The 13361-nt window shown below is 68.2% G+C and carries 10 protein-coding genes; 2 read left to right on the top strand and 8 right to left on the bottom strand.

The genetic code is table 11. From position 1 onward, the window contains the following. Position 1: 1 nt before the first annotated feature. From ASD65_RS13360 to ASD65_RS13350, 3 genes are read right to left on the bottom strand one after another with little or no spacing between them, the layout of a single operon-like run. Entirely contained in the window at positions 2-1303 is a 1302-nt protein-coding gene (locus ASD65_RS13360; protein ID WP_056223416.1) for an ABC transporter substrate-binding protein, read from the bottom strand. Positions 1304-1355: 52 nt separating this feature from the next. Further along, positions 1356-3098, bottom strand: coding sequence for a CocE/NonD family hydrolase (locus tag ASD65_RS13355; protein WP_082561765.1), 1743 nt, complete (start codon positions 3096-3098; stop codon positions 1356-1358). A gap of 18 nt (positions 3099-3116) precedes the next feature. Beyond that, positions 3117-4214 (bottom strand): LLM class flavin-dependent oxidoreductase, encoded by a 1098-nt coding sequence (locus tag ASD65_RS13350; protein WP_056223413.1) that lies wholly within the window; start codon positions 4212-4214, stop codon positions 3117-3119. Between the two features lie 188 nt (positions 4215-4402). Between ASD65_RS13350 and ASD65_RS13345 the strand changes: the two genes are divergently transcribed. Further along, complete coding sequence (locus ASD65_RS13345; protein WP_056223410.1) at positions 4403-5329, top strand: alcohol dehydrogenase catalytic domain-containing protein; 927 nt, start codon at positions 4403-4405, stop codon at positions 5327-5329. A 3-nt stretch (positions 5330-5332) separates the two neighbouring features. On the opposite strand, the gene ASD65_RS13340 is transcribed toward ASD65_RS13345, so the two are convergent. Beyond that, positions 5333-6424: an LLM class flavin-dependent oxidoreductase gene (locus ASD65_RS13340; RefSeq protein ID WP_162248505.1), complete on the bottom strand. Its 1092-nt coding sequence runs from the start codon at positions 6422-6424 to the stop codon at positions 5333-5335. 213 nt (positions 6425-6637) lie between these two features. Between ASD65_RS13340 and ASD65_RS13335 the strand changes: the two genes are divergently transcribed. Next, positions 6638-7444, top strand: a complete 807-nt coding sequence (locus tag ASD65_RS13335) for an SDR family oxidoreductase (RefSeq protein ID WP_162248504.1) — start codon at positions 6638-6640, stop codon at positions 7442-7444. A gap of 66 nt (positions 7445-7510) precedes the next feature. On the opposite strand, the gene ASD65_RS13330 is transcribed toward ASD65_RS13335, so the two are convergent. From ASD65_RS13330 to ASD65_RS13315, 4 genes are read right to left on the bottom strand one after another with little or no spacing between them, the layout of a single operon-like run. Then, positions 7511-8362: an alpha/beta hydrolase gene (locus ASD65_RS13330; RefSeq protein WP_056223407.1), complete on the bottom strand. Its 852-nt coding sequence runs from the start codon at positions 8360-8362 to the stop codon at positions 7511-7513. Between the two features lie 20 nt (positions 8363-8382). Continuing rightward, positions 8383-9465: a phosphotransferase family protein gene (locus ASD65_RS13325; protein ID WP_056223405.1), complete on the bottom strand. Its 1083-nt coding sequence runs from the start codon at positions 9463-9465 to the stop codon at positions 8383-8385. Next, entirely contained in the window at positions 9462-10685 is a 1224-nt protein-coding gene (locus tag ASD65_RS13320) for an acyl-CoA dehydrogenase family protein (RefSeq protein ID WP_056223403.1), read from the bottom strand. The genes ASD65_RS13325 and ASD65_RS13320 overlap by 4 nt, the downstream gene beginning before the upstream one ends. Further along, on the bottom strand, positions 10682-13348 hold the full coding sequence (locus ASD65_RS13315) for a family 78 glycoside hydrolase catalytic domain (RefSeq protein WP_056223401.1): 2667 nt from the start codon (positions 13346-13348) through the stop codon (positions 10682-10684). Before ASD65_RS13315 ends, ASD65_RS13320 begins: the two co-directional genes overlap by 4 nt. Between the last annotated feature and the right edge of the window lie 13 nt (positions 13349-13361).

Below are 13361 nucleotides of genomic sequence, written 5' to 3'. Positions count from 1 at the left end.
CTTACGGAGTGACGGATTCGATGTACTTCTTCGCGACCTCCGAGTCGAAGTAGTACTCCTCGAGCGCGAGTCCGGTCGGGACATCGGGGTTGATGCGGAACATCGAGAGCTTGTACGGCGGCACGCGGTCGCTCGGGTTCTCTCCGATGACGACGTCACCACCGACGAGGCCGAGCTCATCCTCCCATGTGCCCAACTGCGTGGCCGCGGTAGCGATGCCCTCGCGGCTGAGGTCGCCGTCCTCGATCGCCTTGGCGAGCAGCTTGGCGGTGAACAGGGCGTTCACGTAGCCCGTCAGGTGTGCGTTAGCGGTCGGGACGAAGTCGGGGTTGATCGCTTCGAGGTCTTCGATCATCTCCGCCTGGCCGGGGGCATCCGTCCCCAGCCATTCGTCGCCGGGAACCGAGATGATCGCGTTCTCCGACAGCCATGCAGCGCCGGGTCCCGTCGCCAAGGTGATGTTGTAGGCGGAGTTTCCGGCGAGCACCATCGGCGAGTAGTCCTGCTGGACCGACTGGACCGCGAGCGTCTGCAGGAACGCTCCCGTGCCGCCGGTCATCACGACGTCGCAGCCCGCACCCTTGAGCGCGGTGATCTGGGGAGTGAGCTGGTCTGTGTTGGGGGCGAAGGTGGTGTCGATGCCCTTGGTGAGGTTGAGCTCCTCGACCGTGAAGTCGAAGTTCTCCTGCACGTACTTGCCGAGGGTGTCTTCGACCGTCATCGTGCAGAAGGTCGCGTCGCCCTTGTCGTACTCCTCCACCACGTAGGGGATGAGGCTGGAGGCGTGCGCGCTCGTCATCGGCAGCGTGGGGAGGATGTGCTCCTCGAACATGAGGTTCGGGGTCGTCCCGCCGGGGATGAGGGTCACGTTGTCGGCCTCGACCGATGGCAGGAGCGCGTCGATGATGGTCGATCCGAGGACGAGCGAGATCACGGAGACGTCGTCCTTGAAGCCCTCGTAGAGCGGGATCGCGGTGGCAGCGTCGTATTTCGTGTCCTGGTTGACGACTTCGACGGTCCATCCTTCGAGGGCGCCGCCGGCTTCGGTGGCGCGGTGGAAGCCGGCCTCCATGCCCTCGATGTTCGTGATGGCTCCGGCGAAGACGCCGGACACCGGGACGAGCGCCCCGACGCGGATGGTCTTGGCGTCGAGGTCGACGCCGGGGCCGCCGACGAGCTCCTCGCTGGCGCCGCTGTCGTCGCCGCCGGCGCCGCCGTCGCTGGGGGTGCCCGCGCATCCGCTCAGGGCGATGCCGGCTGCCGCGACGAGCGCGATCCAGCCTGTTGCGTGCGTCTTCTTCATCGAAGCTCTCCTTGCTGTGTGTGTATCGGGGTGGGAAGAGGTGACCCGGTGATCAGGCCGGGGTCGCGGAAGGGATGATCGGGAGGATGACGTGGGAGGGGTGCAGCCGGCTATGCAGGATCCGCTGCGTCGCCGGTCGCTTTTCGTCGGGTTCCAGCATGGCGTTGTTGTGCGCACTGCCACCGTTGACGTCCCAGTTGGGGTACGAGGAGCTGGCGATGTCGAGCCGGATGCGGTGTCCCGCACGGAACAGCCAGCTCGTCGCCCACAGATCGATACGGTATTCGGTGGTCTCACCGGGTTCGATCGGGCGTGCGGCATCCTGACCGTCGCGGAACTTCGCGCGGACGATGCCGTCCACGACGCCGAGTGCTCGGCCGTCCGGATGGACGTCGATCAGACGCGCGACGAAATCCGTGTCGTCCGCGGTCGTCGCTGCATACAGCACCACGCTGACGGGTCCGGTGACCTCGAGGTCGGCCTCGAGCGGCGTCCCCGAGAAGCGCAGGATGTCGTCCCGGCCATCGAGCGGGCGCTGGTCGCGCGGACCGGCGGTCCACTCGCTTCCGCCGTCGATGCCACCGGCGAAGATGCCGGATTGTCCTCCGCGCATCGGCACAGGGCTCGCCGGATCGTGCACGTACGTGCTCTCGCCGTCGTTCGCGGTCGGTGCGACCGGTGCGAGCGAGGCATCGGGCTGCAGGTACCAGGGCGTCCAGGAGGTGCGCGCGAGCGGCCATTCCTGCTCGTCGCGCCAGGTTCCCGCCTGCATCACGTAGAGCCGCACGGGTGCTCCGGGGATCTCGTCTCCGGCCGCCGAAGCCGCCGCGAATGCCGCGATCGCCGGCTCGAGTCCCATGCCGGCGGCGGAGGCGGGGGCACCGAAGCTGAGGTCCCCGATCGTTCCGCTCTGATCGACGTGCTGCCACGGCCCGATGATGAGGCGCTGGCCGGTACGGGCGCGCTCGGTCGCGGCGTGCGCGCTGAGGAACTCGAAGTTGGCCAGGGTGCCGCCGAGGAACAGGTCGAACCAGCCGCCGATGTGCAGCCCGGGGACGGCGATCCCGCCTCGACGATCGCGATAGCTCACGCGCGGCCAGTAGTCCCCGGTGGTGTCGTTCTCCATCCAGCGACGCCACGTCGGCAATACTTCGCTGAGCGACGGCGCGTCCGCGAGCGGCCGGGCTTCGATCGAGGCCCACGGATTCGCGGCGTGCCGCCGGAAGGCCGCGAGTTCGGCGCCGACGTCTTCACCGAGCTGCGCCCGGTACAGCAGCGTCTGCAGCGTCTTCATCGTGTACCAGCCGGTGAGCTGGCCCATCTGGACCGCCCCGCCGCGATAGGCGAGACGCGTCTGGTAGTCATCGGGAGTGACGACGGGGATGATGCCCGCCAGCGCCTCCGGGGCCTCACTTGCCGCCGCGATCTGGACCATGCCCGAGTACGACGCCCCGTAGGTGACGACGTGACCGTTGGAGTAGGGGAGCTGCCCGCACCAGGCGATCGCGTCGATCGTGTCGGGCGCCTCCTCTTCGAACGGGACGAAGACTCCGTCGGAGTCGCCCGTGCCGCGGCAGTCCTGCACCACGATCGCGAAGCCTGCGGCCAGCAGAGCGTGGATCGGCAGGTTGCGGGTCAGCGGCTCGCCATACGGGTTGCGCACGAGCACGATCGGCTGCTGCTCCCGCCCGGCCGTGCGGTGCACGACCGAGCGCAGCACGACGCCGTCGCGGGCGGTCATCGGAACGCCGCTGTCGACGATCCGACGCGTCTGCCCCACCGATTCTCTGATCATCGTCTTTCCCGTCGCGCGTCAGCGCGCCAGCTGCCCGTCGAAGATGCGGACGTCGTACTTCTCGCGCACGACGGGGGCGACCTTCTCGGCGAACAGCCGGAGGCTCTCCTCGGCCATCGCCTGCGGCATCCCGCCGAAGCACGGGGCCACGATCAGCTCGTACTGGCCCATGATGTCCTGGATCCACTCGAGCTTCGCGATGAGCTGCTCCGGCGTTCCGTAGAGAGCGGCGTCGGCGTAGTCCCGCCCGGCCTGCTCGACGCCCTTCTCGCGCAGCGCGTCCGCCTTCTCGGCGTAGCGCTCGTAGCCCTTCTGGGTCGCGAAGTGGCTGCCGAGGAACTCGTAGTGCTCGATGTTCTGATTCCAGAAGTTGCCGAGGTACTCGTACATGCGCGACTGGGCGAGATCGGCGTCTTCGTTGCAGTACATGTTCACGTTGATGCAGATCGGCGCCGGCTCGTCGTCCCAGGTCTCGCGCCACAGGCTGTTGTAGACATCGAACGTCTCGACGAGCTTGTCGACGGGGCGGAGGATGAACGACATCACGCTCACGCGGTTCTTCACGGCCGCGATGATGGAGTCCTGCGACCCCGCGACCGTATACGTGCGGTCCTTGAAAGTGCGGATGGGGCCGGGCTTGAGCTGCATCCGCGGCTGCGGGTAATGCGGGCCGGGGCCCTCGATGAAGCCTGTCTCGAGCGCCTCCAGGATCATCGGAATCGACTCGTCCATGCGCTCGCGCGACTCCCCGACGGGAATCCGCAGGCCCTCGAACTCGATGCGGGCCACTCCGCGTCCCATGCCGAAGATCGCGCGACCATCGGACAGGTTGTCCAGCAGCAGCAGCTTCTCCGCCACGCGCAGCGGGTCGTTCCATGGAAGGATGACGGCGCCGGTGCCCAGCTTGATCCGCTCGGTCTTGGCGGCGATGTGCGACAGCCACTGCAGGTTGTCGGGCATGAACGAGTAGTCGGTGAAGTGGTGCTCCACTGCCCAGACGCTGTCGTAGCCGAGGGCCTCCGACAGCACGGCGAGCTTCGTCTCACCCTTCACCACGTCGTACTCGGACACGCTCGTGTCGAACCGTCCGAAACCGAAGTTCACTCCGATGTGCATTTCGCCGATGCTCCTTCGCGATCGTCATGAGCACCGACTTCGTAGTCGTGCGCTCCAGGGTTCGACCAAGGTAACGAGCGGTGTCCGATCCGCCAGGTCTCAAGCTGAGACGGACGCCGTCCTGGCCGCCGGCATCGACCATCAGGTCGATACGCTCGCCCCGTCCACCCACAGCCCTCGGGAGTGCCATGTCCGACACCATCGCCGTCGTCTTCACGGAACACGGGCCTGCGGAGGTGCTCCATGTTCACGAGCTGCCGCTGGACCGTCCAGGCCCGCGGGAGGCGCGTGTCCGCGTGGCGGCGGCCGCAGTGCACCCCACCGACCTGGTGCTGCGCTCCGGCGCCCGGCCACCCACCGGCGCACCGCCGTACGTCCCCGGCATGGCGGTCGCCGGTGTCGTCGACGAGTCCGGCGAGGGGAGCGCGTGGCGCCCGGGCGACCGCGTGATGGGGATGACGCTGCCCTCCAGCCCCTTCGGCGGTGGATGCCGCGCGAGCATCGTCGTCCCGGATGAGACGCTCGCCCGGGTACCGGCCGACATCGACCTGCATCAGGCGGCGACGCTTCCCATGAACGGGCACACGGCGCTGCAGGCACTGCGGCTGCTCGAGCTTCCTGCGGGCGCGACCATCGCCGTCACCGGGGCCGCGGGCGCACTCGGAGCGCTCGTCGTCCCGCTCGCCGTCTCCCGCGGGCTGCGGGTGGTCGGCGTCGCGCGCTCCGGGGACGAAGCGCTGGTCCGCTCCCTCGGAGCGCACTCCTTCGTGTCCGCGGGTCCGGAACTCGCCGGGCTCATCGTCGCCGCGGCGGGCGGGCAGGTCGACGGCGCGATCGATCTGGCGATCCACGATGACGAGGTCGTGCCGGCGGTGCGTGCGGGTGGCGCGCTCGTCTCGCTGCGCGGCTGGACCGGACCGTCGGAGGCGGAGATCCGCGTCCTGCCGGTCGCGGTGCCGAAGGAGTGGCGCGCCGGCGGACAGCTGGACGAGTTCGCGGACGCGCGCTACCTCACTCGGCCTGTGCGCCGATTCGCGCCCGCGGATGCCGCGCAGGCCCACCTCCTGCTCGAAGAGGCGGGCCTGCGCAGCAGTGTCGTGATCGACTTCGCCTAGTCCTCAGACCAGGGCGAGCTTCGCTCCGTAGCGCTCGCGCGCGACCGGGGCCACTTCGCGGGCGAACAGTTCGATGCTCGCCTTGGCGGCCTCGTGACTCATCCCGCCGAAGCTCGGCTGCAGGATGAGCTCGAACTGGCCCATCTGCTCCTGGATCCACTCGAGCTTCTCCAGGATCATCTGAGGCGTGCCGTAGAGGGCGGCGTCGGCGTAGTCCTTGCCAGCCTTGCTGACGCCCTTCTCCCGGATCAGGGCCGCGTTGTCGCCATAGCGCTCGTAGCCCTTGGTGTTCGCGAAGTGGACGCCGTCCATCTCGTAGTGCGCGACGTTCGCCTCGAAGAAGTTGCCGACGTACTCGTACATCCCGTCCATCGCCACCTTCTCGTCCTCGTGGCAGTACATCGCCACGTTGAGGCACACCGGGTGCGGCTCGGCGTCCCAGGTCTCTCGGTAGAGGTCGAGGTAGGAGTTGAAGGTCGGCATCATCTTGTCGACCGGGCGCAGCACGAACGACATCAGCCGCGCCTTCAGGTTGACGCCCGAGACCATCGAGTCGTGCGAGCCGGCGACCGTGTAGATGCGGTCGTCCCAGGGCGCGAGAGGGCCCGGCTTCAGCTGCGTGCGCGACTGCGGGTAGAACGGCCCGTCGCCTTCGATGAATCCGCTCTGGATCGCCTTGACGACCATCGCGGCCGACTCGTCGAACCGCTCCCGGGTCTCGTCCAGCGGGACGCCGAAGGGCTCGAACTCCTTGCGGGACAGGCCGCGTCCCATCCCGAAGATCGCGCGCCCGTTGGAGAGGTTGTCGAGCATGAGCAGCTTCTCCGCGACACGCAGCGGCTGCGCGTTCCACGGCAGGATCACCGCGCCGGTGCCGAGCCCGATGCGCTCCGTGCGTGCCGCGATGTGCGCCAGCCAGAGCAGGTTGTCCGGGCAGAACGCGTAGTCGCTGAAGTGATGCTCGACCGCCCAGACACTGTCGTATCCGAGGGACTCCGCCATCACGGCGAGTTCGGTCTCGCTGCGATAGAGCTCGTGGTCGCTGATCGCAGGATCGTGCTTTCCGAATCCGAAGTTGAGGCCGATGTGCAGCATGTACATGCTCCTTCTGGTTGGTTCCGAGTCGCGGAGCGCACGTTGCACGCCCGATTCTGAGCCCACGCTAAGGAACGGGGAACACAGCCGAGCTATCACCTTGAGACAGAGCATTCTCCGACGTCGGATCCCCCACAGACTGGAAGTCGCCGACGGCGTGGTCAGCGGCGAGAACGGTTCGGGGCGGAGCGGCCCTGCGGAATGGAGGACGTCATGTCAGGCATCGAGGACTGGAATGGGCGAGTGGCCGTGGTCACCGGCGGTGCGAGCGGCATCGGACGCGGCGTCGTCGATGCGTTCCGCGGAGCAGGGGCCACCGTCGTCATCGCCGATCGCGACCCGGTGGCGCTCGCTCGGGTGCGCGAGGAGGGCTTCACGGCCATCGAGACGGATGTGACGGATGCCGCGAGCGTGGCCGCTCTCGCCGATCAGGTGATCGCCGATCACGGACGGGTCGACCTCGTCGTGAACAACGCCGGAGTCGGGCCGAAAGGTCTCGTGCGGGAACTGACGCTGGACGATTGGCGCTGGGTGCTCGAAGTGAACCTGATGGGCGTGATCCACGGCGTTCACCACTTCCTCCCTCACCTCCGCTCGAACCCGCACGGCGCATGGATCGTCAACACCGCGTCGATGTCGCGCTTCTTCACCCCTCCCGGATACGCGCCGTACGTCGCGAGCAAGGCGGCCGTCGAAGGCCTGAGCCTCAGCCTCGCTGCGGAGCTCGCCGCAGATGGCGATCAGGTCGGCGTCACGGTGCTGCACCCGGGAGCCGTGCGCACCAACATCAAGGAGAGTCTGCGCAACCGTCCTGCGGGCACCGCCGGCGGGCTCGTCGACTTCGACATCGCGCAGAAGATCCAGGAAGACGAGATGTGGATCTCGCCTGCCGAGGCCGGCGAGATCGTTCTGCGCGCCGTGCGTGCGGGCGACCGATACGCGTTCACACATCCCGGGATGCTCACCGACGTCGACACCATGTTCGACTCGGTGCGCGCAGCCATGACGACCTACGCCTGAGGAGCGACGGACCGCGCGAGGTGAGTCCTGCGGCTTGGATCGCCCTCGCGACGATCCAATCGATGATCACACTCGGCGCAGAAACTGCGCGATCTGCGCCAGTACCTCGCGTTGCCCTGGCACAGTCGGGGTGTTCAAGAATCCGTGGAGCGTACCTGTCGGCTTGCGGTACTCGACGTCGACGCCGCCACGCGCGAGGTCGCCGACGTACGCCTCTGCCGACGGCCGCAGCTCGTCCGTCTCCGCCGAGATGATCAGTGCAGGCGCCGACCCGCGAAGGTCGTGACCCCCGGGGAATGCGTAGAGCTCGTCGGGTGACGCGTCGCCGAGATAGTTCCGCGTGACGACGAACCCGAAATCGGGTGGGAGGTTCGCCGTGGCGGGCAGCGCCGCGAGGAGCTCGGCGAGGTGAGCGTCCGGGGCGAGGACAGGAAGATGCAACGCGGGATACACCAGCACCTGCGTGAACGGCTGCGTCTCTCCGCGATCTCGCAGCCGCAGCGCGGCACCCGCCGCCAGGTTCGCACCCGCGCTCGCGCCACCCAAAGACACTCTCGCCGGATCGCCGCCGAGGCTGGCCGCGTTCTCCACTGCCCAATCGAACGTGGCCACCACCTGCAGCGACGCCACGGGGTATGCCGCCCGCGGACGAGTCCCGATCGGTCTCGACGGCACATAATCCTCCGCCCCGTCGAGCGGAGCGAGCGTGTAGTCGACCGAGATCACCGTCACGCCATGGCCCGTCAGACCGCGAGCCGTAGCGTCTGCCTCCGGCATCTCCAGGTCGCCGAAGAGGAAGGCGCCCCCGTGAAGCCAGATCAGAACATCACCGGTCGGCTCCGAGGCCGGATACACGCGCAGCCGGAAATCATGACCGGCCGCCGACAGGTCAACGTCGTGGATGCTCGGAGTCGCCATGTGCTTCCGCCAAATCGTCGTCAGTTGGGAGTGATGAGGGCCGCCGCCTGCCGGACGAGCGCGGGCACGCCCTCGGCCAGGCTCGGTGCGAACTCGTCACCGGGCCGCTCGCCGTCCAGCCATCGCGTGTAGATCGCCTCGCAGAAGATAGCGGCCTTCCACAGCGCCAGCGCCTGGTACCAACGCAGCTCGGACAGGTCGAGTCCGGTGGCCGCCCCGTAGCGCTCCGCGAGCTCCGCACGGCTCGGATAGCCGTCGTAGCGCGTGACCGGGGTGAGTTCGAGCGGCGTCGGGGTCGATTCTGCCTCGGCATAGGTCGCGAGGAAGTAGCCGAGGTCGGCGAGCGGATCTCCGACCGTCGCCATCTCCCAGTCGAGGATGGCGAGCACCCGCGGTGGCGCGGCCCTCTCGAACATGAGGTTGCCGATCCGGAAGTCGCCGTGCACGACGGACGCGCGCTGGCTCTTCGGTGTGCGCGCTGCGAGTCCGGTCGCGACCGCCGCGATCTCCGGCACCGACCGCCGGGTCGCACCATCCCACAGTACGGAGAACAGGGCCACCTGGCGTTCCAGATATCCGTCGGGCCGACCGATGCTCGCCAGCCCGCCCGAGGCGACGTCCACACCGTGCAGCGCGACGAGTGCATCGACGGCGGCAAACGCCGTGTCTCTGCGACGCTGTGCCGTGTCGAAGCCGGTCGGCTCCGCATCCGTGATGACGACGCCATCGAGGTAATCCATGACGTAGAACGGCACGCCCAGGACTGACGCATCTTCGCAGACGGCGACGATGTTCGGCACCGGGATGCCTGCGGCCTTCACGAGCAGTTGGATGCGCGACTCGCGCACCATGTCGTGCGTGGATTTCGGCAGTGGTGGCCGCGGGCCGCGGCGCAGCACGAGCGAGCGCTCTCCCCGGCGGAGCAGGTAGGTCAGGTTCGAGTGTCCCTCACCGATGCGGTGCCACGTGATCGGGCCGTCCCCGAGCCCCTCGGCGTCCAGGAATCCGATCAGTGCGTCGAGCACCAGCAGAGGCGGACGATCCAGGGTCGCGGCATCCGCTCGGGTGGCGACGACCTCCACGCCATCCGGCGTCGAGATCACGACCCCCCACCCCCGACGATGTCCATCCGCTCGGCGCCCGACGCGACCTCCTTGCGGCGGCGCGACGTCGCGCGACGCGAGATCGCCCACTTGTGCGTCTCGTTGGAGCCGTCGTAGATGCGGAACGGACGCACTTCGTTCATGAAGGAGGCCAGGGGAAGGTTGTCCGTGACCCCGTCGCCGCCGCAAAGCTGGATCGACCGGTCGATCACCCGGAAGATCGCCTCCGAGCAGTGCACCTTCGCGACCGATGACATGGCGGAGCCTGCCTTCGGGTCCGTCTCCAGCAGGGCAGCGGTCTTGGCGATGATCGCATCCGAGGTCTCGATGTCGATCACCGACTGCGCGATCATCTCCTGGGCGATGCCCAGCTCGCCGAGGCGGTGCCCGAAGATCTCGCGCTCGTTGACCCGGTCCAGTGCGATGTCGAGGGATCGGCGGGCGAGACCGAGCCAGCGCATGCAGTGCGTCAGCCGGGCGGGCCCGAGCCGCACCTGCGCGTAGCGGAAGCCCTCCCCCGGCGCCCCCAGCACGGCGTCGTCGGCGACGAAGCAGTCCTCGAAGTGGACGTGCGGGTGCCCGCCGGCGATGGCTCGATCGATCGCATGGATCTGCTCACCGATACGGATGCCGGGATTGTCCATGTCGACGAGCAGCATCGTCGCGCCGGCCGGCACACCCTCGCTCGCGTCGTTGCGCGCCATCACGATCGAGAAGGCCGCCACCTCGGCACCACTGATGAACCGCTTGTGCCCGTTGATCACCCATCCACCCTCGACCCGCACGGCCTCGGTCAGCAGGGCGTCCGGATCCGATCCTGCGCCGGGATGCGGTTCGGTCATCGCGAAGCACGACCGCACCTCACCGGCCACGAGCGGCGCGAGATACCGCTGCTTCTGCGCAGCCGTCGCGATGATGTTCAGCATGTGCATGTTGCCCTCGTCGGGCGCCATGCAGTTCAGCACGACCGCACCGATCGGCGAATACCCGGCCTCCTGGAAAATCGCCGACCAGTGCTCGATCGGCACACCCTGACCGCCGTACTCACGGGGGGCGTGGGGCGCGAACACGCCCGCCTCCTTCGCCGCCGCCATCAGCGTCGCGCGCAGCTCTTCACTCAAACGCAGATCCGGGCCCGGCTCTGCCGGCACGACGACATTCCGGATGAAGTCGCGCGTGCGTGCACGGAGCGCCTCCACTTCGGGCGGGAGGGCGCTCACTCGGCGCCTCCCGTCTTCCGTGCGCCGGTGACACGGCGGACGGTGACCCGGGATGACCCAGAGCCGAGCACCGAGTCCGGGCCGACCACCTCGTAGCCGGCGGGCGCCGCGTACACCGCGGTCAATCCGGGAGCGACGGTCACATCGTGGTGCACAAGGTCACCCTCGCGCGCCCAGCGCGTGGCCACAGGTCCGGCGACCGTCAGGTGCTCGGCCTCGGCCCACTCCAGGGACTCCAGGTAGATCGGCGCGATCCGCACCGATCCCGTGCCGGCCACCGATCGAAGGTCCAGCCCGGCGACGCCTTCATAGAGGAACTCGCCGATCGCGCCGAGCGCACAGTGGTTGAACGAGTTCATCTCCGCTGTCGACATCGTGCCGTCGGCGAGGATGCCGTCCCACTTCTCCCACACGGTCGTCCCTCCCATCGACACCATGTGCTTCCAACTGGGCATCTCCTCGCGCATGAGCAGCATCTCCGCGAGGTCGGCGTGGCCGTTGCGGGCGAGCGCCGGGACGATGTGCTCGGAACCGTGGATCCCGACGGTCACGTGGCCGAGTTCGCGCACCTTCTCGGCCAGACGCGCGACCGCCCGTTCGCGGTCGGCCCCGCGCAGGATGTCGTAGCCGAGGGCCTGCGCGTAGACGGTCTGCGTGTCGCCTTCGATCCATCCACGATCGTCGAGGAAGTTCGCCGCGTAGACGAAGCGCAGCTCGTCGGCGCGGGCACGGGCCCGGGCCGCATCGTCGGTACGACCGAGAGCCGCGGCGATGTCCGCGAACTGGTCCCACGAGTGGATCGTGTGAGCTGTGGCGATGACCCGCCGTGAGCTCGTCGACCGCGCGCCGGTGTACGCGTAGCCGGGATGAGTCGGCTCGTTCGGGTCCTCGGGCAGCGACAGCCAGTCCGAGAAGTCGGCGCCGACGCGCTCCGTGCGGATGCCGTCCGGGTTCGCCTCATCGACGAAGGCGAGGTAGCGGGCGATGTGGTCGAAATGCTCCGCCGCGGTGGCCACATCCCCGTAGCGGGTCAGAGCAAGGTGAACGAGACGCACATAGCCGTCCGCCCATCCGGGTGCTCCGTCCCGATCGGTTCCAGGAGGAACGGGAGGGACGTACGAGCGGATGACGCCGTCTTCGCCTTGCGAGTCCGCGGCATCCCGCACGAACTTCGCGACGAAGGCGGCCGTGTCGTATTGATACGCGGCACTGTTCGCGATGACGCCCGCGTCGCCGAGCCACCCGAGACGCTCATCGCGTTGCGGACAGTCGGTGATCACCTCGAGGAAGTTGTCGCGCACGGTCCAGCCGACCATCTCGGCGACCGCATTCAGCTGCGGATCGGAACTCTCGAAGCGCCCGACCTCGGGAAGGCCGGTGATCGCCAGGGCCGTGACCGTGAAGTCGTCGGGAACCTCCAGAGCGCCGAACTCGACCTCGGGCGCGAAGTTCCAGACCTCCGCGTAGCGGAATCCGTGCTGGGTGTGGCGCGGTTCGAGGGTATGCCGAGCCCCATCGCCGGTCGTGTACCGGTCTTCCTGGAAGGCTCCACGCAGGTTGTCGCGCCAGACCAGATCGTCCACGGTGAGCTTCTCGCCGTGCCGGACGATGAGGTCGGCCTTCGGCAGGGTGCGCCCCTCGATGCGCGTCCAGCCGATGAGATTCTGGCCGAAGTCGTAGACGGCGGGACCGCGCGCGTGTGCGCGCACGAGGGTGCCGTCGAACTCCTCGATGATCCAGGGGGATTCGTGCGGCTGCGGCGTGATCGTCACATCGACGTCGTCGCGGACGAGTGCGTTCGCCCACGCCGAGTCGTCGAACCCGGGAGCGTTCCAGCCCGGCTGCGCCTGGCGCGCGTCCTGGATCTCGCCGGTGAGAAGGTCGCTGGCCATGATGTCGCCGAAGCTCTGCGTCCACGAGCCACCGGTGGCCGTGAGCGTGACACCGTCGTCGCCCTCGACCTGCATCCGTACGGCGGGCTGCTCGCCGTAGAGCGCCAGTTCGCGTTGGAGACCGAGGCGCCCGGCGTACCACCCGCGGGCGAGTTCGACCGCGACGACGTTCTCACCCTCGTGCAGAAGTCCTGCGAGGTCATAGGTCTGGTGCAGCACGCGGAACCGGTAGTCGGTCCATCCGGGTCGCAGCAGAGACTCGGCGCTGAGTTCGGTGCCGTTGACCCAGACGCGGTAGATGCCGAGCGCCGTCGCGTAGAGGCGTGCGCGGGACGGGACGGCGGCGAGAGCGAAGCTGTTGCGCAGCAGTGGCACGGGGTCCCAGGTCTCGCGGCGGAACTCCTGGAGGGGCGCGGAGATCCAGTCGCCGCTCCAGTCTCGTTCGTCTTGGAGACCGACCTCGAATCGAGTGGCGTCGGCCGTCACCAGACGACCGTCGACGCCACGAAGGGACACGGTGAACCAGGCCTCATCGCGAGAGACGAGCTCCGGACCGGCGTAGAGGATCGTGTTGCCGGGGACGGCAGACGCCTCCCACAGCACGTCGGATGCGCCGTCGCGCCCGCGACGGAACACGACGACGTCTGCACCCGCGGCGGAGTCGATTGCCTCGTCTCCGTCGACCTGCCATGAGAGCATGACTCCGCGCCGCGCGGGAATCCCGAGAGCGTCATCGCGGTAGGCGGCCCTGAGCTGAACTTCGATGGTCAATTCTCCTCCTTGA

This window comes from Microbacterium sp. Root61 (assembly GCF_001427525.1).
In the GTDB taxonomy this organism is placed as follows: domain Bacteria; phylum Actinomycetota; class Actinomycetes; order Actinomycetales; family Microbacteriaceae; genus Microbacterium.
This window is presented reverse-complemented; position numbering and strand designations above follow the sequence as displayed.

Coding starts and splice junctions, on each gene's coding strand:
- ASD65_RS13340 (WP_162248505.1), bottom strand. CDS start 6,424: ATGCTGCACATCGGCCTCAACTTCGGATTCGGAAAGCACGATCCTGCG.
- ASD65_RS13330 (WP_056223407.1), bottom strand. CDS start 8,362: ATGGCGACTCCGAGCATCCACGACGTTGACCTGTCGGCGGCCGGTCAT.
- ASD65_RS13355 (WP_082561765.1), bottom strand. CDS start 3,098: ATGATCAGAGAATCGGTGGGGCAGACGCGTCGGATCGTCGACAGCGGC.
- ASD65_RS13350 (WP_056223413.1), bottom strand. CDS start 4,214: ATGCACATCGGAGTGAACTTCGGTTTCGGACGGTTCGACACGAGCGTG.
- ASD65_RS13335 (WP_162248504.1), top strand. CDS start 6,638: ATGTCAGGCATCGAGGACTGGAATGGGCGAGTGGCCGTGGTCACCGGC.
- ASD65_RS13345 (WP_056223410.1), top strand. CDS start 4,403: ATGTCCGACACCATCGCCGTCGTCTTCACGGAACACGGGCCTGCGGAG.
- ASD65_RS13360 (WP_056223416.1), bottom strand. CDS start 1,303: ATGAAGAAGACGCACGCAACAGGCTGGATCGCGCTCGTCGCGGCAGCC.